The following is a 19,211-nucleotide window of genomic DNA, read 5'->3' as shown; positions in this document are numbered from 1 at the left end:
CCACGACGATGCCGCATGGCCGCACCTCCCAGGCGCCGCGGCGAGGACTTCACGCGTGAGCCAGGCCGACCAGAACCCGATCCTCGACGGCGAACTGCTCGCCGCGGTAGACATGGGTTCCAACAGCTTTCATCTGATCGTGGCACGCATGGAACACGGCGAGCCGCGCGTGATCGACCGCCTGCGCAACACCGTGCGGCTTGCGGCCGGCCTGCACGCGGACGGTTCGCTCGATGCCGATCACCGCGCGCGCGCGTTGAACTGCCTCGCCCAGTTCGGACAGCGCATCGCCGGGTTGCCAGCGCTGCACATCCGCGCCGTGGCCACCAACACCGTGCGCCAGCTCGCCGCGCCGCGCGCGTTTCTCACCGCCGCCGAAGCCGCACTCGGGCATCCGATCGAGGTGGTTTCCGGGCGCGAGGAAGGCCGCCTGATCTTTCTCGGCGCCGCACACGACCTGCCCGCCTCGCGCAAGCCGCGGCTGGTGATGGACGTGGGCGGCGGCAGCACCGAGTTCATCATCGGCCGCGGGCTGGCGCCGCTGCACACCGAAAGCGTGCAGGCCGGCTGCATCGCCTCGACCATGCACTTTTTTCCTGCCGGCAAACTCAGTCGCAAACGCTGGCAGCGCGCGCACAGCGAGCTCGGCGTATTGCTGCAGCAGTTTGCCGCGGAGTATCGCCAGTCCGGCTGGCAGGAAGCCTACGGCTCCTCCGGCAGCGCCAAGGCAATCGGCACCATCGTGCAGGCGATGCAGCTTTCCGACGACGGCATCACGCCCGCGGCGCTGGCGGCCCTGCGCGAGGCGATCCTCGCCCAAGGCTCGATCGAGACGCTGAAGCTCCCCGGCCTTGAGGGCGACCGCGCACCGGTCATCACCGGCGCGGTGGCGATCTTCGAAGCCGCGTTCGAGGCGCTTGGCATCGAACGCATGCAGGTGTGCGAAAGCTCAATGCGCGAAGGCCTGATGTGGGATCTGATCGGCCGCGCTGCCGGCAGCGACCCGCGCACCAGCAGCATCGACGCCCTGGCCAGCCGCTACGCGGTGGATCGCGCGCAGGCACGACGGGTGGAAGCCACGGCGCTGCACCTGTTCGACCAGGTGGCGGCGGTGTGGAAACTCGACCCGGAGGCGCGCGAATGGCTGTCGTGGGCCAGCCGGGTGCACGAGATCGGCCTCGCGATTGCGCACAGCCAGCACCACCGCCACGGCGCCTACATCCTGCGGCATGCCGACCTCGCCGGCTTTTCGCGCCAGGAACAGCAACTGCTCGCGGCCGTGGTGGAGCTGCACCGGCGCAAGCCCGACAAGGCCTTGATCGCCGCGCTGCCGCGCCGCTATCGCGAGCTGGCGCGGCATGCCACCGCACTGCTGCGGCTCGCCGTGCTGTTCCGTCGCGCGCGGCGCGTCGAAGCAATGCCCGCCATACACCTCGTCGCCAGCCGCCTGCGCCTGCGCCTTGGCGTGCCGGCAAGCTGGCTCGCCAAGCACCCGCTAAGCGAGGCGGATCTGCAACAGGAGCACGCCGCCCTGCACGAGCTCGGCATCGAGCTTGATCTCACCACCGACTAGGCGCGTGGTGCGTGGCAACCAAGCAGGCGAGGCGAAACCGTTTTGAGCCAGCTTGCGTGACGGTTTGCCGGCCCCGGTGGCTCCCCCGGCCAAAAGCGGGCGCGGAAGATGGCCGAAATCAGCCGACCGCAGCCGTTTGCGTGTCCACCGCCCCCGTTCCCAGGAGCCACCGCGTATCATCAACGGATACCCGCCGCGACCCCGTGCCATGCCGAAGCTTCGACTCCTCCTCGCACTGTTTTTCTTTGCCGCCGCCCTCGCCACGCCGCTGGCAGCGCAAACCGCACCGACGCCACCGACCACGCCGGCCGGCAACGGGCCGGAAGTGCTGCTGCACACCTCGCAGGGCGATATCACGCTGCAGCTGTACCCCGACAAGTCGCCCAAGAGCGTCGCCAACTTTTTGCAATACGTGCGCGACGGTTTCTATGCCGGCACCGTGTTTCACCGCGTGATCCCCGGCTATCTCGTCCAGGGCGGCCTGTACACGCGCGAGCTGCAGCCGCGGCGCACCCGCCCGGCGATTCCGAGCGAAGCCGACAACGGGCTCTCCAACCTGCGCGGCACCATCGCGGTTGCGCGCGGCGCCGACCCCAATTCGGGCACCGCGCAGTTTTTCATCAACCTGGTCGACAACCGCCGACTCGATTTCGTCGGCAACGAAAGCAGCCTGACCTGGGGTTATGCAGTGTTCGGCAAGGTGGTGAAAGGCATGAACGTGGTCGACAAGATCGCCGCCCTGCCCACCCGCGGCATCGGCCCGTTCGCCGCCGACGTGCCCAACCCGCTGGTGGTGATCGAAGGCGCGCAAGTCGTCGGCGATGCGGCACCGGCAACCGCCGCCAGCATCGCGCCCAAGGCGGTGTCGACCGGCCCGGAGCCCGCCCCGCGGCGGGTCAAGCCCGGCAGCCGCTGACCGTGGCCACGCTGTTCATCGCCGACCTGCATCTGGACGCCAGCCGCCCGGCCATCACCACGCTGTTCGAGCATTACCTTGCCAGCGATGAGGTCCGCCACGCGCAGGCGCTGTATATCCTGGGCGACCTGGTGGAAGCCTGGATCGGCGACGACGACGACGCGGAGCTGCCCGCCCGCATCGCCGCGGCGACCCGCGCCGTGCGCGACGCCGGCGTGCCGGTGTACTTCATGGTCGGCAACCGCGATTTTCTGCTCGGTGAAACCTATGCGCAGCGCGCCGGCTTCACCCTGCTCGACGACGGTACCGTACACGCCATCCACGGCACGCCAACGCTGCTGATGCACGGCGACCTGCTGTGCACCGACGACCTCGCCTACCAGGCGGTGCGCAAGCAGGTGCGCACGCCGCAATGGAAAGCGCAGATCCTCGCCATGCCGCTGGCCGCCCGCCGCGCGTTTGCCGCCAAGTCGCGCGCCGAAAGCCGTGCGCATACCGGCAGCACGCAGGAAAGCATCATGGACGTGAACCCCGGCGCCGTTGCCGACGCAATGCGCCACGCCGGGGTGACGCGGCTGATCCACGGCCACACCCACCGCCCGGCGATCCACGACTTCACGCTGGACGGCCAACCGGCCCGACGCATCGTGCTCGGCGACTGGTACGAGCAGGGCTCGGTGCTGCGCGTGGATGCCACCGGCAGCACGCTGCGCAACATGGCGGCAGGCTGACCGCACGCCACGCGACCCGCCTTCAGCGGGCGCGCACCTTGCTCTTGGACACGTACCACGTGCCCAGCACGAAATCCCACAGCGGAGTGGTGACGCCGAAGTTCTTGTCCGGGTGCGCGTGATGGATGTTGTGGATACGCACCCATGCGCGCCAGGCGGCATTGTGGAAGCGGTAGCGGTGCACGATGAAGTGCGCATAGCCGTACAGCGCGTAGCCAAGCGCGATGGCGCCGGCAAGATACAGCGCGGCGCCCAGCGGCATCGCTGTGGCAAGCAATGCGGCCAGCAGCAGGATCACGATGGGTGAGAAGAAGAACGGCAGCGAGTCGTAGCCCAGCGGGCGCTGGTGGTGCAACGTGTGCCCGCGCTCGAACAGCGCGACCGGGCCGTGGAACAGCCAGCGATGGAACGCGTACTCGATGAAGCTGAAAACGAACAGGCCAACCAGCATCGCCACCAGCGCGCGCAGCGGGTGCTCGCGATCCACCGCAACGGCGGCGCCCAGCAGGACGAAGCTCACCAGGAAATCGCTGGTCTGGCCGACAAAATAATTCCAGCGCGTCGCCGACATGCGCTGCACGGCGGCGAGAAAGCCGGTTTCCGCGGCCACCTCCGCAGCAACGGACGATTGCGGTTTTTCAGCCATGCACAGCCTCCAACCCGACGCGGTTTGCGCAAACGCGATCTAGCGTCATGCCTCGAATCTCCGGTTGCATCTGCCGCCCGTCGATGAGCGCCGCGGCGCGGCAGATGCGCACTACGCGGCCCTGACAGCTTACCGCGCGCATCGGCACCCACTGCGTCTGCGCGTTCGCACGCCTCACGCGGTATTCAGTCGCAACCTACCCGGATATCGCCTGCAGGCGTTCGACACGGTCGTCCTGCTCGCGCCACAACGCATTGACCCAGGTCTGAAAACGCTCACGAAAAGCGGTGTCGCCTTCATAATCGCCGCGCAGGCTCGCATCCAGCGGGCGCTGGCGCAGACTGACGCGAATCTCGTGCACGCGCCCGGCGATCAGGTCGAACATGCTGCACGCCCCGCCCGGGTACACGATGGCGACTTCGAGCAGGTTGTGCAGCCCGGCCCCCATCGCATCAAGCACGAACGCCACGCCGCCGGCGCGCGGCTTGAGCAGGTGCCGGTACGGCGAGCCCTGGGCATCGTGCTTGGCACGGGTGAAGCGCGTGCCCTCGACAAAATTCATCACCGACACCGGCAGCTCGCGAAACTTCGCGCAGGCGCGCCGGGTGGCTTCCATGTCGCGGCCGCGCAACTCCGGGTGACGGGCCAGCGTCTCCTTCGAGTAGCGTTTCATGAAGGGGAAATCCAGCGCCCACCACGCCGGCCCCAAAAGTGGCACCCAGATCAGTTGGCTCTTCAGGAAAAACCGCAGAAACGGCACGCGCCGGTTGAGCACCTTCTGCAGCACCGGAATATCCACCCAGCTCTGGTGGTTGCACAGCACCAGGTAATTGGCATCCCGGCGCAACCCTTCCAGGCCATCGATACACCAGCGGATACGCGTGAACAGGGCAAACAGGGCGTTGTTCACCCCAATCCAGCTTTCGGCGATCCACACCAGCACGCGCGAACACAGCCGGCGCCAGCCGCGCAGCGGCAGCAGCAGTTTCACCAAAGTGAGCGCAAACAACGGCACGATGTGCAACACGATGTTGGACACCAGCAGTGCAAGCGCCAGCGGCACGCGTGCCGCGCCGGGCAAAAAGGCAAACATCGCAAACCCCGTGACGAACCGGCGCTCAGCATAACGGTTGGCGCGGTCGCCACGGCACCCGCGCGACGGTTCAGCGCAGCAGCTTGCGCACCTTGCACAACGCGGCGACGAACGCCTCCACCTCTGCGTGCGTGTTGTAGAACGCGAGCGAAGCCCGCAGCGTGGCCGGCACACCAAAGAAATGCATCAACGGATGCGCGCAGTGGTGGCCGGAGCGCACCGCCACGCCTTCGAGATCGAGCAAGGTGGCCAAGTCGGTGGCCTGCGCACCGTCGATCAGGAACGAGATGACCGGTTCCTTTTCCGCCGCCTCGCCAAAGATGCGCAGGCCGGGAACCTCGCGCAGCAGCGCCGTGGCGTGTTCGAGCAGGGCCTGCTCGTGGGCGCGGATCGCGTCCCAGCCAAGCTGGTCGTAGTAATCCACCGCTGCTGCCACGCCGGCAAAACCGGCAATGTTCGGCGTGCCCGCCTCGAACTTGTGCGGTACATCGGCAAACGTGGTGCCGCTGAAGCGCACTTCGCGGATCATGTCGCCGCCGCCGAAGAACGGCGGCATCTCTTCCAGGTACTGCTTTTTCGCCCACAACAGGCCGGTACCGGTCGGCGCCAGCATCTTGTGTCCGGTCACCGCGTAGAAATCGCAACCCAGCGCCTGCACGTCGATCGGCCGGTGCGGTGCCGACTGCGAGCCGTCGACGAACAGCGGAATGCCGCGTTTCCTGCACTCCCGGGCGATCTCGCGCACCGGGTTCACCGTGCCCAGCACGTTGGAAACGTGGCCGAGGCAGGCGAGCTTCACTTCCGGCGTCAGCAGCTCGATGTATTTCTCCACGATCAGCTCGCCGCGCTCGTTGATCGGCGCCGCCTTGACCGTGGCGCCGCTGCGCTGGGCGACGAGCTGCCACGGCACGATGTTGGCGTGGTGCTCCATCTGCGTGGTGAGCACCGAGTCACCGGGCTTCAACCGCGGCAGGAGAAAGCTGTAAGCCACCAGGTTGGACGATTGTGTGGTGCCGGTGGTGAGCACTACCTCGTCGCGCGACGGCGCATGGATGAACCGCGCCAACGCATCGCGCGCGCCCTCGTACGCCGCCGTGGCCTCGTCGCCGAGCTGGTGCACCGAGCGCGACACGTTGGCGTTGTGCCGGCGGTAATAGTCATCCACCGCATCGATCACGCTGGCCGGTTTCTGGCTGGTGTTGGCGTTGTCGAAATACACCAGCGGCTTGCCATGCACGGTGCGTGTGAGCACCGGGAAATCGGCACGCACGCGTTCCACGTCGAACGTGTCCGGCGAATTGGGTTGGGCATTCATCGTCAAGGAAACTTCCTGTTCAACACCAGGGCCGCGCCGTTCGGCGCGGCTGGAAAAAGCTCACGCCGGCAACTGTGCCACCAGCCGGTCGCCCAGGTACGCGCGCAGCTCCGCGTTGGGCAGATCGTCGAGCACGGTGCGGCAAAACGCAGCGGTCAGTACCCCGCGCGCCTGCGCCTGCGGAATGCCGCGCGACTGCAGGTAGAACAGCGCACGCTCGTCGAGTTGGCCCACGGTGGCGCCGTGCACGGCCTTGACCTCGTCGGCATAAATGACGAGCTCGGGCTTGGTGTCGATCTCGGCCTGCTCGGACAGCAGCAGGTTCTTGTTCTGCACATTGCAGTCGCTGCCGTCGGCACCCGGCTCGACCAGCACCGCGCCGCGGAACACGCCGCGCGCACGCTCGTCGGCCACGCCACGCCAGACCGAATCGGTGGTGGTATTCAGCGCCTGCTGGCGAATCGCGAGCTGGGTGTCGCCATGCTGCTTGGCATGCAGCAAAAACACGCCGCGGGTATCGAAACGCGCCTCGTTGCCCACCAGCTCGGCTTGCAGGTCGTGGCGCGCGAGCGCCGCGCCCAACTCCACCACGTGCACCGTGGCATGCGAGCGTGCGCCAAGGTGCAGCTTGGTGCGGCGGATCAAGGCCGCGCCGGGCGCGGCATCCTGAAACGCCGCGTGATGCAGCACGGCGCCCTCGCGCAGAACAATGTCGGTGCAAGTAGTGCCAAGGTGGCGCTGGTCGCCGCTGGCGGCATGATGCTCGACCAGCGACAGCTCGCTGCCCTCGCCCAGCTCGATCACATGCCGCAGGTGCCAGGCCACGTCGCCCTCGGCCGGAGCACCGATGAACAGCAAGTGCACCGGGGCCGCCACTTTCGCCCCGGCCACCACTTTCAGCAGCACGCCATCGCCGGCAAGCGCCGCATTCAGGCGTACGAATACATCGCCTTTTTCCGGCTCGTAGCGCGACAGGGTGAAGCGCAGCGGTTCCGGATCCTCGCGCAAGGCCTGCGACATCGGGCGCAATTCCAACCCGTCGGGCAACTGCGCGAGCTGCGACAGGTCGGCGCGAAAGACGCCATTGACGAATGCCAGCACCGGGCCGTCGACACCGGGCAGCGCAAACGCACTGGCGTCGATCGCGCGCGCCGCCGCCTGCGCGTCGCCGGTGGAAAACTTGCGCTGCGCAAGCGCGCGCAGCGCGGTGTATTTCCAGGCTTCAACATGCTTGGTCGGCAGGCCAGCCTCGGCAAACGCGGCAAGGTGCTCGCGCCGCGCCGCATCCAGCCAAGGCACGCCGGCACCCGGCAGCGGGCTCGCCGGCGCGGCCAGTTGCGACTCGACAAACGGTGAGCGGGTGGCGGCGCTGCTCATGCCGGCTCCCCGACCACGCCGGCCTCGTGCTCCTTGACCCAGGCGTAGCCGTGCTCTTCGAGTTTCAACGCCAGCGTACGGTCGCCGCTTTCGACGATTTTGCCGTCGGCCAACACATGCACGAAATCGGGCGTGATGTAATCGAGCAGGCGCTGGTAGTGGGTAATGACCAGGAACGAACGCTCCGGCGACCGCAGCGCGTTGACACCCTGCGAAACCTGCTTCAGGGCGTCGATGTCCAGGCCGGAGTCGGTCTCGTCCAGAATTGCAAGCTTGGGTTCCAACAGCGCCATCTGGAAAATCTCGTTGCGCTTTTTCTCGCCGCCGGAGAAGCCCTCGTTCACCGCGCGCTTGAGCAGGTCATCGCTGATCTGCATGATCTTGAGCTTCTCGCGCACGGTCTTCAGGAACGCCATCGAGTCCAGCTCGTTCTCGCCGCGCGCCTTGCGCTGTGCGTTGAGCGCAGTGCGCAGGAAATAGGTGTTGTTGACGCCGGGAATCTCCACCGGATACTGCAGCGCGAGAAACACGCCGGCCGCTGCGCGCTCCTCCGGCGGCAGCTCCAGGATATTCACGCCGTTGAACTCGACGCTGCCGGCCGTGACCTCATACCCCGGTCGGCCGGCAAGCACATTGCCCAGCGTCGACTTGCCGGCGCCATTCGGGCCCATGATTGCGTGTACCTCACCCGCATTGACGGCGAGCGTGAGGCCCTTGAGGATTTCCTTGCCAGCAACGCGGGCGTGCAGGTTTTCGATTTTTAGCATGATTGGGATTCGGGATACGGGATTGGGGATTCGGGTGGCGCGCGGGAGGAGCGAGGGCAAGGCGTACCGGGATCAAGGCTACGGGCTGGCAGTTTTGCCGAATCCCGCATCCCCAATCCCTAATCACCGCCCTACCCGATCGCCCCCTGCAACGACACTTCCATCAGCTTCTTGGCTTCCACGGCGAACTCCATCGGCAATTCGCGGAATACTTGTTTGCAGAAGCCGTCGACGATCATCGATACCGCATCTTCCTCGCGGATGCCGCGCGAGCGGCAATAAAACATCTGGTCATCGGAGATCTTGGAGGTGGTGGCTTCGTGCTCGACGACGGCGGTGGGGTTCTTCACTTCCATGTACGGGAAGGTGTGCGCGCCGCACTTCTTGCCAATCAGGAGTGAATCGCACGACGTGTAGTTGCGTGCGCCGGCGGCACTTTTCTTGACTTCCACCAGGCCGCGGTAGCTGTTGTTGCTCTTGCCGGCGCTGATGCCCTTGGAAATGATCTTGCTCTTGGTGTCCTTGCCGATGTGGACCATCTTGGTGCCGGTATCGGCCTGCTGGTAGTGGTGGGTGACTGCCACGGAATGGAACTCGCCGACCGAGCGGTCGCCGCGCAAGATGACGCTGGGGTATTTCCAGGTGATCGCCGAACCGGTTTCCACCTGGGTCCAGGTGATTTTGCTGTCATCGCCGCGGCATTCGCCACGCTTGGTGACGATGTTGTACACGCCGCCCTTGCCGTTCTCGTCGCCGGGGTACCAGTTCTGTACCGTCGAGTACTTGATCTCGGCTTTTTCCAGCGCCACCAGCTCGACCACCGCCGCGTGCAACTGGTTCTCGTCGCGCTTGGGAGCGGTGCAGCCTTCGAGATAGGACACGTGCGACCCAGCCTCAGCCACGATCAGCGTTCGCTCGAACTGCCCGGTGTTCTGCGCGTTGATGCGGAAATAGGTGGACAGCTCCATCGGGCAACGCACGCCCTTGGGGATGAACACGAAGCTGCCATCGGAAAACACTGCCGAATTCAGCGCCGCGTAGAAGTTGTCACCCGGCGGCACCACACTGCCGAGATATTTCTGCACCAGCTCGGGGTAATCGCGGATCGCCGAGCTCATCGAACAGAACAGCACGCCGGCATCGGCCAGCTGCTTGCGGAAGGTGGTCACCACCGAAACCGAATCGAACACCGCGTCCACCGCGACGCCAGCCAGCGCGGCGCGCTCGTGCAACGGCACGCCGAGCTTGTCGTAGGTGTCGAGAATGGCCGGGTCGACCTCATCCAGCGACTTCGGCTTTTTCTTCGGCGCCGAGTAGTAGCTGATCTTCTGATAATCCTGCGGTTCGAGCTTCAGGTGCGCCCACTTCGGCTCTTCCATCGTCAGCCAGTGGCGATAGGCGGATAGCCGCCACTCGGTCATCCACTCCGGCTCGTGCTTGATCGCGGAGAGCTGGCGAATGGTTTCCTCGTTCAACCCCGGCGGCAGGCCGGTGGTCTCGATCTGGGTGATGAAACCGGCGCTGTATTGCCGGCCGAGGACTTCGGCAACCTCGGCGTTGTCGCGCAACACGGTCGCGGTGCTGTCGTTGGTTTCGCTGCTCATGCGTGGGTTCTGCCTTTCGAAATGCCGGCTCTCAGCGGAATGGGTGCAACGTTCGCCTCGAAGCGCCGCGGTGGCGGGTGCACCATGTCTTCCAGACTCACCTCGCGCAGCGCGCGCTCGAGGATGCTGCTGATGCGCTGCCAACTGCCGCGCACGGTGCAGCGCGCAGCACGCTCGCAGCCGGTGCCCGATACACCACACTCGGTCATGCCGATCGGGCCTTCCATGACCTCGACAATTTCCGCCAGTGAAATGGCCAGTGCCGGGCGGGCGAGGCGATAGCCGCCGTTGACGCCGCGGAACGACTCCACCAGTCCGGCGTGCCCGAGGGTCTTCAGGAGCTTGCCGACGGTAGGCAGTTCCAGACGCGTCTCGTCGGCAATCTGCGCCGTGCTCAACACAGTGCCAGGGTGGGCGGCGATGCAAGTCATCACCGCCGTGGCGTAATCCGTGAGTCGACTGACGCGAAGCATTGGGGGGAACCTGCGCGTGGCAAGTGGGCAATCCAGACCAAAATGGTACTGATTGACCCGGAAGCGGTCAAATCGCTGCATTGCACCAACCCAGAGCACCGCGTGCACCAACCTCGCCAGTAACCCGTACAGATGACGTCGCAGCGGGGGTTTGGGCGGCCATTTGTGGGGTCCCGGTGCGCTGGCACGCATCGTGCTGCAACCACACCAGGCCAACCTCGGAGCCGACACATGCAGTGGGTTACCGCAATCATCAAGCCGTTCAAGCTCGACGACGTGCGCGAAGCACTGGCCGAGGCCGGCGTGCAAGGCATGACGGTCACCGAAGTCAAAGGCTTCGGCCGCCAGCACGGCCACACCGAGCTGTACCGCGGCGCCGAATACACCGTCGATTTTCTGCCCAAGCTGAAGATCGAGGTGGCCGTCAGCGACGATGCGCTCGATCGCGTGCTGGAAGCCATCGAGCACAGCGCGCGCACCGGCAAGGTGGGCGACGGCAAGCTGTTCGTGTCCGCACTCACGCAGGTCATCCGCATCCGCACGCTGGAGGTGGATGACGATGCGGTGTGAACGGGCGGGATTCGGGATACGGGATTCGGGATTTGGAAAAGCGGCGGCGCGCGAGCGTGTGAGCCGGCGGAGCAAAGGCAAGACGCCGCTGCGCAAGCTGCTTGCCGGCGTGGCACTCGCGGCATTCGCCATGCCGGCGCTGGCGTTGCCGGCGGGACGGGTGGACAGCGGGGATACGGCGTGGATGCTGACGGCGTGCGTGCTGGTATTGATGATGACGCTGCCGGGCATCGCGCTGTTTTATGGCGGCATGGTGCGCGCCAAAAACCTGTTGTCGGTGATGATGCAGTGCCTTGCCTGCATGGTGCTGGCGACGCTGGTGTGGGTGGTGTGCGGGTATTCGCTGGCGTTCAGCACGCTCGGCATGCAGGCGGGAACCACCGGCTGGCACTCGTTCGTTGGCGGCTGGGATCGCGCCTTGCTGATCGGGCTTACTCCGAACTCGGTGCACGGCGACGTGCCGGACAGCGTGTTCGTGCTGTTCCAGCTCGGCTTTGCCGCGATCACGCCGGCGCTGATCGTGGGGGCATGGGTCGGACGCATGAAGTTCAGCGCCATGCTGTGGTTCACCGGACTGTGGCTGCTGCTGGCGTATGCGCCGTTGGCACACATGGTGTGGAGCGGGCCCGGCGCGCTGCTGGCGGATTCGGGCGTAATCGATTTTGCCGGCGGCACCGTGGTGCACATCAACGCCGGCGTGGCCGGGCTGGTGGCCTGCCTGGTCATCGGCAAACGCCGCGGCTGGCCGCGCACACACATGCCGCCGCACCACCTGGGCTACACCGTGCTCGGGACCAGCCTGCTGTGGCTCGGCTGGTTCGGCTTCAACGCCGGCTCGGCGATCGCCGCCGACGGCAGTGCCGGCATGGCGATGCTCACCACCCAGATCGCCGCCGCGGCCGCAGCGTTCGGCTGGACGGCGGTGGAATGGATTACGCATAAACGCGCCAGCGTGCTTGGCACTGCGTCCGGCGTCGTCGCCGGGTTGGTGGCGGTCACGCCGGCCGCCGGCACCTGCGGGCCCGGCGGCGCGCTGGTGATCGGTCTCGTCACCGGCATCGTCTGTTTCTTCACCGCCAGCCGTCTCAAATATCGCCTGGGCTACGACGACACGCTGGACGTATTCGGCGTGCACGCCATCGCCGGCATCCTCGGCGCGCTGCTCACCGGCCCCTTTGCCGCACATGGGCTGGGCGGCTTCGGCAACGTGGGTTCGGCGTGGTGGCAGCTGTGGATCCAGGCCAAGGGCGTGGCCTTCACCATCGCGTGGAGCGCGCTCGCCAGCTGGCTCATCCTCAAAGTCATCGACCGCACCCTCGGCCTGCGCGTGGATGCCGAGCAAGAGCTGACCGGGCTCGATCTCGCCCAGCATGGGGAGCAGGCGTACAACCTGTCGTGATGTCGCGGGCAGGGCGCCGTACACACGCTTCGTCCTGGTCTCGACGCGAGCAGCCAGCTCGCGCGGGCGTGGCGGCCTCGCTAAGCTGCGCGGTGTCTCCCGTTTTCTGCACGCCATGTCCGTTTCCGATCCAGACCGTGCCGCCGCCCGCCTTGCCTGGGCGCGCACTGTGCTTGGCGACCCCGCGCTGACGCTCGCTGCCGCCTCCAGCGACGCCAGCTTTCGCAGCTATTGGCGCACACAGCACGCCGGGCAAAGCTGGATCGTGATGGACTCGCCGCCGGCGCACGAGGATCCGCGTCCATGGCTGGCGATCGGCGCGCGGCTGGCCGCCGCCGGGCTGCATGTGCCGGTGGTGCATGCGCAGGATCTCGGCCAAGGCTTCCTGCTGATCGAGGACCTGGGCTCGCGGCTGTATCTCGATGCGCTCGACGCGACGAACGCCGACGACCTGTACGGCGCGGCGCTCGACGCGCTCCTGGTGATGCAGACCCGCGTCGCTGCCGACGACCTGCCGCCGTTCAATCACGCGGTGCTGGTGGACGGGCTGGAAGTGATGCCGAAGTGGTTCCTCGAACACCACCTTGGCCACACGCCAAGCTGCGAGGAATGGGACGTGCTGGAGATCGCCTTCGATGCGATCATCCGCAACGCGCTGGCGCAGCCGCGCTGCTTCGTGCACCGCGATTTCCACAGCCGCAATCTGCTGGTGACCGCGGTGAACAGCCCCGGCATCATCGATTTCCAGGGCGCGCTGCATGGGCCGATCACCTACGACCTCGCCTCGCTGCTGCGCGACGCCTACATTGTCTGGCCGCGCGAGCGGGTGGAAGCGTGGGTGGCTGGCTACCGGGCAAAACTGCTCGACGCGGGGGTGATCGGTCACGACGTTTTACCCGCGCAGTTCCAGCGCTGGTTCGACCTCACCGGCCTGCACCGCCACGTGCGCGTGCTTGGCCAGTTCTATCGGCTGTGGTATCGCGACGGCAAGCCGGGCTACCTCAAGGACGTGCCCACTGTGTACGCCTACGTGCTCGACGTGGCGCACCGCTACAACGAGCTGCACGCATTGGCCGACCTCATCGAACGCCATGCGGATGGCATCGACCTGGCGCAACCGCGTACCACACCAGCCGGCGAGCCGCCCGCATGCGCCACGCACTGATCTTTGCCGCCGGCCTGGGCGAGCGCATGCGCCCGCTCACCGACCACACGCCCAAACCGCTGCTGACGGTCGGCGGCAAGCCGCTGATCGTGTGGCAACTGGAAAAACTCGCTGCGCTCGACGTGCACTACGTGGTGATCAACACCTCGCACCTGGCCGCGCAGTTTCCCGACACGCTGGGCGATGGCAGTCGCTGGGGGCTGCGCATCCGCTACGCCTACGAAGGCCCGATGCCGCTGGAGACCGGCGGCGGCATGCTGCACGCGCTGCCGCTGCTCGGGCCGGAGCCGTTTCTCGTCATCAACGGCGACGTATGGTGCGACCTCGACTTCGCGACGCTGCCGGCGGCGCCTCAGGGCCTCGCCCACCTGGTGTTGGTGGACAACCCGGCGCAGCACCCGTGCGGCGACTTCGCGCTGGATGCGACCGGCACGCTGCACGCGGATGGCGCACCCAAACTCACCTACAGCGGCATCGGCGTATTTCGTCGTGAATTTCTCGATCACTGGCACACTGTGGTGAACGACGCCGCCGGCACCCCACCACGCTTCAAGCTGCGGCCATTGCTGGACGCGGCGATGGCCGCCGGCCAGCTCACCGGCCACCGCTACGGCGGGCGATGGGAAGACGTGGGCACGCCGCAACGGCTGGCGGCGCTGGATACCGCGCTCGGCTGACGGGCCGGGAATCGGGACACGGGATTCGGTAAAAAAAGCGCGTGGCTTGCAGCCACGCGCTTTTTCGGGTCAGGCCTCAGCCGACAACGATTGCCGGCACCGAGCCCAGTCGGGACGAAGCCGCCGCACCATCAGGGCCGACGCGCAAGCTCCGGGTTTTCGCGGGTCACCGGCATCAGGTCCTTCTTCGACACGCCAAGCCACAGCAGGATCGGGCTGGCGACGAAGATCGACGACAGCGTGCCGACCACAATGCCGATCAGCATGGTGATGGCGAAGCCGTGCACCGCGGTGCCGCCGAAGAAATACAGCGCGCCCATGGCAATGCCGGTGAACAACGAGGTGATGATGGTTCTGGACAGCGTGCTGTTGATCGAGCGGTTGAGGATCTCCTCCGGCTCGGCCTTGCGCGCCAGCCGGAACAGCTCGCGGATGCGGTCGAACACCACCACCTTGTCGTTGATCGAGTAGCCGATCACCGCCAGCACCGAGGCCAGCTCGGTCATGTCGAACTCGCGTTGCACCAGCGCGAGGATGCCGAGCGTCACCAGCGTGTCGTGGATTTCGGTGAGCACCGCGGACACCGCAAAACGGCGTTCGAAGCGCATCCACAGGTAGGCCATGATGCCAATGATGACGAACACCGCGGCCACCATGCCGTCGCTCTTGAGCTCGGCGCCCACCTCGGCGCTGACCGAGGAGCGGCTCTTGAGCACGGCGTCGCTGCGCGTCGACTTGAGCGCGCCCATCACCATCTGCGACACCTTGTCGAGGTTCACCTGCCCCTTGGCGTCCTTCATCGACGCGGTCGGCTGCAGGCGCACGTTGACTTCGCGCGAGCCGCCCACGCTCTGCACCACCACAGTGCCGAGGCCAGCCTTTTCCAGCGCGTCGCGCACGTCGTTGGTCTGCACCGGACTGTTGTAATCGACCACCAGCGACACGCCGCCGGTGAAATCCAGGCCGTAGTTCAGCCCGCGCGTGGCGATCAGCACCACCGACGACACCGCGAGGACGATCGCGATGGTGATGCTCGCCCAGCGCAGGCGCAGGAAGTGGATGTTCGCGTTGTGATTGAAGATTTCCATGGCTTACACCGAAAGGGTTTTCAGCTTGCGACGGCCGTGGATCAGCATCGTGATCGCATGGGTCATCACCACCGAGGTGAACATCGAGGTCAGGATGCCGATGCCCAGCGTGACGCCGAAGCCGCGGATCGCGCCGGTACCGATCGAGGTCAGCGCCAACGCCGCGATCAGGTGGGTGACGTTCGCGTCGAGAATGGTTGCCCACGCCTTGTCATAGCCGGCGTGGATTGCCGCGTGGGGCGTCGAGCCGTTGCGCAACTCCTCGCGCACGCGCTCGCAGATCAGCACGTTGGCGTCGATCGACATGCCGAGCGTGAGCACGATGCCGGCGATGCCGGGCATGGTCAGGGTGACGCCGATCATCGACATCACCGCCACCAGGATCAGCAGGTTGAAGAACAGCGCAATATCCGCCACCAGGCCGAACAGCTTGTAGTAGACCGCGGCCGCCAGCAGCACCAGCGCGAGACCGAGCACCACCGAGTCGAAGCCCTTCTGGATGTTCTGCTGGCCGAGGCTCGGGCCGATCACGTATTCCTCGACAATATCCATGGGCGCCGCCAGCGCGCCGCTCTTGAGCAACAGCGCCAGCTCGGAGGCTTCCTTGGTGCTGCCCAGGCCATTGGTGGAGAAGTTCTTGCCGAACGGACTCTGGATGGTGGCATCGTTGATGACCGACCAGGTGGTCTTCGGCGTGCGCACTTCCTTGCCGTCGACGGTCTTGGTTTCGTATACGGTATTGATGAGCACCACCGCCATCGGCTTGCCGACGTTGGCGTTGGTGAACTCCTGCATCTTCTTGGCGCCGGCGGCGTTCAGGGTGACATTGACCGACGGCGTGCCGTTCTGTTGGTCGATGCCGGAGTTGGCATCCACCAGCTCATCGCCGGTGACGATCGGACGCTTGCCTACCAGCACCGGCTGGCGGCCCTGGCTGTCGGGCGTGTAATAGAGGTTCGCATCCGGCGGAATGCTGCCGGTCTGCGCGGCCTGCACCGCACGCGGATCGCCGGGGTAGCCGATACCGGCGCGGTATTCGAGCGTAGCCGTGGCGCCGATCAGCTTCTTGGCCTCGGTCGGATCCTGCACGCCGGCCAGCTCGACCACGATGTGGTCCTCGCCCTGCTGCTGGATCAACGGTTCGGAGACGCCCAGCGCGTTGATGCGGTTGCGCAAGGTGCCGAGGTTCTGCTTGACCGCGCCGAGCGCGATGTCGCGCAGCTTGGTGTCCTTGATGGTGGCGTACAGCACGTAGCGGTCGCCGGTGGCCGGCCCCTGGGTGACCACCAGGTCGGAAACCCCGGCCACGTCGCCGGTGGTGATGCCATTGATGATGTCGCTGGCCTTGCTGCGGTCGTCGGCCGAACGCACCACCACGACAATGCCCTGCGACGCCACCGTGCTGCGGCTGACCGACTCGTAACGGATGCCCTTGGCGCGCAACTGGGTACGGATATCGTCGGCGTAGCTGTTTTCCAGCTTGTCGACCACGCCGCTCTGATCCACCTGCATCAGAAAGTGCACGCCACCCTGCAAATCGAGGCCCAGCGGCATGGCGTTGGCACCAATCGCGGTCAGCCAGTGCGGCACCGTCGATTGCAGCTTGAACGCCACGGTGTAGTTGTCGCCCACGATCGCCTTGATCGAATCGGCGCCGTTCTTTTGCACGTCCGCGTTGGGAAATTCCGCCAGCAGATGGTCGCCCTGCACGCTGACGCCATCGGTCGGGATGCGATCCTTGGTCAGCCCGGCCAGCACTTTCTGGCGCAACGCGTCGTCAATCGTGGTGCCGGCGCGGTTCGCCGTCACCTGCACGGCCGGCAGCGGCACGAAGGCGTTGGGCAGCGCGTAGATGATGCCGAAGATCATCGACAACGCCACCAGCGCGTATTTCCAGCGTGGAAACTCGCTCATCTGTAGATCCCTTGCGACCGTCCGTGATCGTGAACGTCGAAACGCGACCGCCCCGGGTCGCGCGTAACCATGGGTAACCGGCGGGCGCAGCCGCTCAGGCGGATTTCAGCGAGCCCTTGGGCAGCACCTGCTGCACCGCGCCCTTCTGCAGTTTCACCTTCACGTTCGGCGCGATTTCCACCGTGATGAAGGTCTCGCCCACTTCCTCGACGCGACCGGCGATGCCGCCGTTGGTGACCACCTCGTCACCCTTCGCCAGTGCGGAAACCATCGCGCGGTGTTCCTTCTGCCGCTTCATCTGCGGGCGAATCATCATGAAGTACATGGCGCCAAACAGCACCACCATCATGATCAGCATGGACAGGCCGCCACCTTCGGCGCCCGCGGCGGACTGCGCAAGCAGCATCGGCATCGGAAGACTCATCGTTTTCGTCTCGCAAGTTGTGGCGCCAGCACGGATTTTCCGGCCGAACGCGTGCTTAAAGGTTTCCGATTATGACATGGGCTTCACGTAGCCGCACGGCCATCCGGGCATGCAGGCAGCAGGGACGGCAAGGCCATTTTGCGTAACTGGCGCAGCGGTTAACACGTGCAATGCAATCCCATGGGTCAAAAAACCCACGCAAGGCGGCCCCGGCGCCACAACTGCAACCGCTCGGACTGTCCCGCTGTCCCGGTTCCCGGCATGCGAAGGCGCGCCGGCACGCGCATCACGCCGCATGCGACCCCGCGCGCCGGGCCTGGAACGCGGCAACGAAATCCGCGAGTCGGCGCGCCGCGATCGCTGTGCGCAAATCGGCCATCAACCGCTGGTAATGGCGCAGGTTGTGCATCGTCGCCAGCTGGCTGCCGAGGATCTCGTTGCAGCGGTCCAGGTGCCGCAGGTAGGCGCGCGAGAAGCCGTTGGCGCACGCATAGCAGTCGCACCCTTCTTCGATCACGCGGGTGTCGGTCGCGTATTTCGCATTGCGGATGCGCAGCGTGCCCTCGGTGGTGAACAGGAAACCGTTGCGCGCGTTGCGCGTCGGCATCACGCAATCGAACATGTCGATGCCGCGGCACACCGCCGCCACGATGTCTTCCGGCCGCCCCACCCCCATGAGGTAACGCGGCGCGTGCGTCGGCAGCAGCGGCACCGTGTGGTCCAGCGTGCGGTTGCGCTCCGCCTCCGGCTCCCCGACCGCCAGCCCGCCCACGGCGTAACCCTCGAAACCGATCGCCGTCAGGCACTCCGCCGAACGCCGGCGCAGATCCTCGAACACGCCGCCCTGCACGATGCCGAAAAGGTTGTTGGAGCTTTCCAGATCGAGAAATGCGCGCCGCGAACGCTCCGCCCAACGCATGCTGAGCTCCATCGAATCGGACGCCAGCTTCCGGCTCGCCGGTTCGCCGTCAACCAGATACGGCGTGCACTCGTCAAACGCCATGGCGATGTCTGAATCCAACGTGCGCTGGATCTGCATTGACACCTCGGGCGAGAGAAACACCTTGGCGCCATCCACCGGCGAGGCAAACGTCACGCCCTCCTCGGTGAGCTTGCGGCGATGCGCCAGCGAAAACACCTGGAAACCGCCCGAGTCGGTGAGGATCGGCCGTGGCCAGCCGATGAACCGATGCAGCCCGCCGAAACGCTCGACTACCTCCAGGCCCGGCCGCAAAAACAAGTGAAAAGTGTTGCCTAGGATGATCTGCGCGCCCACCTCGCCAAGATCGCGCGGCGTCATCGCCTTGACCGAGCCGTAGGTGCCCACCGGCATGAACGCCGGCGTCTCCACCACGCCGCGCGGAAACGCCAGACGCCCGCGCCGCGCCGCGCCATCGGTGGCGAGCAGTTCGAAATTCAGGGATGCCATCGCACCATTATCCCGGGTTTGCGCGGTTTCCGCCTGCAGTCACCGACGGT

Annotated in this window: 18 protein-coding genes; 7 read left to right on the top strand and 11 right to left on the bottom strand. The window is 66.1% G+C overall.

The genetic code is table 11. The features are described from left to right. The first annotated feature begins 55 nt into the window (after positions 1-55). The 3 genes from AC3WP6_RS05490 to AC3WP6_RS05480 all read left to right on the top strand — a co-directional run bounded on the left by AC3WP6_RS05490 (position 56) and on the right by AC3WP6_RS05480 (position 3,220). Positions 56-1,573, top strand: coding sequence for a Ppx/GppA phosphatase family protein (locus AC3WP6_RS05490; protein ID WP_492626786.1), 1,518 nt, complete (start codon positions 56-58; stop codon positions 1,571-1,573). A gap of 208 nt (positions 1,574-1,781) precedes the next feature. Continuing rightward, on the top strand, positions 1,782-2,489 hold the full coding sequence (locus tag AC3WP6_RS05485; protein ID WP_492626785.1) for a peptidylprolyl isomerase: 708 nt from the start codon (positions 1,782-1,784) through the stop codon (positions 2,487-2,489). Between the two features lie 2 nt (positions 2,490-2,491). Beyond that, a complete protein-coding gene (locus AC3WP6_RS05480; RefSeq protein WP_492626784.1) occupies positions 2,492-3,220 on the top strand; it encodes a UDP-2,3-diacylglucosamine diphosphatase in 729 nt (242 codons plus the stop codon). 22 nt (positions 3,221-3,242) lie between these two features. Here the strand turns inward: AC3WP6_RS05480 and AC3WP6_RS05475 are convergent, their stop codons facing one another. From AC3WP6_RS05475 to AC3WP6_RS05445, 7 genes are all read right to left on the bottom strand, one after another. Continuing rightward, entirely contained in the window at positions 3,243-3,866 is a 624-nt protein-coding gene (locus AC3WP6_RS05475) for a sterol desaturase family protein (protein ID WP_492626783.1), read from the bottom strand. 196 nt (positions 3,867-4,062) lie between these two features. Then, positions 4,063-4,959 (bottom strand): 1-acylglycerol-3-phosphate O-acyltransferase, YihG family, encoded by an 897-nt coding sequence (gene yihG / locus AC3WP6_RS05470; RefSeq protein WP_492626782.1) that lies wholly within the window; start codon positions 4,957-4,959, stop codon positions 4,063-4,065. Between the two features lie 70 nt (positions 4,960-5,029). Next, positions 5,030-6,274 carry an aminotransferase class V-fold PLP-dependent enzyme gene (locus tag AC3WP6_RS05465; protein WP_492626781.1) on the bottom strand — a complete coding sequence of 415 codons (1,245 nt, stop codon included), beginning with the start codon at positions 6,272-6,274 and terminating at the stop codon, positions 5,030-5,032. Between the two features lie 60 nt (positions 6,275-6,334). Next, on the bottom strand, positions 6,335-7,651 hold the full coding sequence (sufD, locus tag AC3WP6_RS05460; protein WP_492626780.1) for a Fe-S cluster assembly protein SufD: 1,317 nt from the start codon (positions 7,649-7,651) through the stop codon (positions 6,335-6,337). Then, the gene (gene sufC / locus AC3WP6_RS05455; protein ID WP_492626779.1) at positions 7,648-8,418 is read right to left on the bottom strand and encodes a Fe-S cluster assembly ATPase SufC; all 771 of its coding nucleotides are present in this window, start codon (positions 8,416-8,418) and stop codon (positions 7,648-7,650) included. Before sufC ends, sufD begins: the two co-directional genes overlap by 4 nt. 131 nt (positions 8,419-8,549) lie before the next feature. Then, positions 8,550-10,022 (bottom strand): Fe-S cluster assembly protein SufB, encoded by a 1,473-nt coding sequence (gene sufB / locus AC3WP6_RS05450; RefSeq protein ID WP_492626778.1) that lies wholly within the window; start codon positions 10,020-10,022, stop codon positions 8,550-8,552. Then, the gene (locus AC3WP6_RS05445) at positions 10,019-10,495 is read right to left on the bottom strand and encodes an SUF system Fe-S cluster assembly regulator (RefSeq protein WP_492628640.1); all 477 of its coding nucleotides are present in this window, start codon (positions 10,493-10,495) and stop codon (positions 10,019-10,021) included. Before AC3WP6_RS05445 ends, sufB begins: the two co-directional genes overlap by 4 nt. Positions 10,496-10,726: 231 nt before the next feature. Here AC3WP6_RS05445 and AC3WP6_RS05440 point away from each other — a divergent pair, with 231 nt between their 5' ends. The 4 genes from AC3WP6_RS05440 to murU all read left to right on the top strand — a co-directional run bounded on the left by AC3WP6_RS05440 (position 10,727) and on the right by murU (position 14,306). Continuing rightward, positions 10,727-11,065 (top strand): P-II family nitrogen regulator, encoded by a 339-nt coding sequence (locus AC3WP6_RS05440; protein ID WP_492626777.1) that lies wholly within the window; start codon positions 10,727-10,729, stop codon positions 11,063-11,065. A gap of 58 nt (positions 11,066-11,123) precedes the next feature. Beyond that, positions 11,124-12,464, top strand: a complete 1,341-nt coding sequence (locus AC3WP6_RS05435; protein ID WP_492626776.1) for an ammonium transporter — start codon at positions 11,124-11,126, stop codon at positions 12,462-12,464. A gap of 115 nt (positions 12,465-12,579) precedes the next feature. Continuing rightward, positions 12,580-13,629: an aminoglycoside phosphotransferase family protein gene (locus AC3WP6_RS05430; protein ID WP_492626775.1), complete on the top strand. Its 1,050-nt coding sequence runs from the start codon at positions 12,580-12,582 to the stop codon at positions 13,627-13,629. Further along, positions 13,614-14,306, top strand: coding sequence for an N-acetylmuramate alpha-1-phosphate uridylyltransferase MurU (gene murU, locus AC3WP6_RS05425; protein WP_492626774.1), 693 nt, complete (start codon positions 13,614-13,616; stop codon positions 14,304-14,306). Before AC3WP6_RS05430 ends, murU begins: the two co-directional genes overlap by 16 nt. 131 nt (positions 14,307-14,437) lie before the next feature. On the opposite strand, the gene secF is transcribed toward murU, so the two are convergent. From secF to tgt, 4 genes are all read right to left on the bottom strand, one after another. Continuing rightward, on the bottom strand, positions 14,438-15,394 hold the full coding sequence (secF, locus tag AC3WP6_RS05420) for a protein translocase subunit SecF (protein WP_492626773.1): 957 nt from the start codon (positions 15,392-15,394) through the stop codon (positions 14,438-14,440). A 3-nt stretch (positions 15,395-15,397) separates the two neighbouring features. Then, on the bottom strand, positions 15,398-17,308 hold the full coding sequence (secD, locus tag AC3WP6_RS05415; RefSeq protein ID WP_492626772.1) for a protein translocase subunit SecD: 1,911 nt from the start codon (positions 17,306-17,308) through the stop codon (positions 15,398-15,400). Positions 17,309-17,402: 94 nt separating this feature from the next. Continuing rightward, positions 17,403-17,732, bottom strand: coding sequence for a preprotein translocase subunit YajC (gene yajC / locus AC3WP6_RS05410; protein WP_492626771.1), 330 nt, complete (start codon positions 17,730-17,732; stop codon positions 17,403-17,405). 286 nt (positions 17,733-18,018) lie between these two features. Further along, positions 18,019-19,161 (bottom strand): tRNA guanosine(34) transglycosylase Tgt, encoded by a 1,143-nt coding sequence (gene tgt / locus AC3WP6_RS05405; RefSeq protein ID WP_492626770.1) that lies wholly within the window; start codon positions 19,159-19,161, stop codon positions 18,019-18,021. Positions 19,162-19,211 lie beyond the last annotated feature (50 nt).

This window comes from Rhodanobacter sp. FW106-HT46G03 (assembly GCF_058789895.1).
The sequence above is the reverse complement of the archived record's forward strand: the minus strand, read 5'-3'. Positions and strand labels throughout refer to the sequence as shown.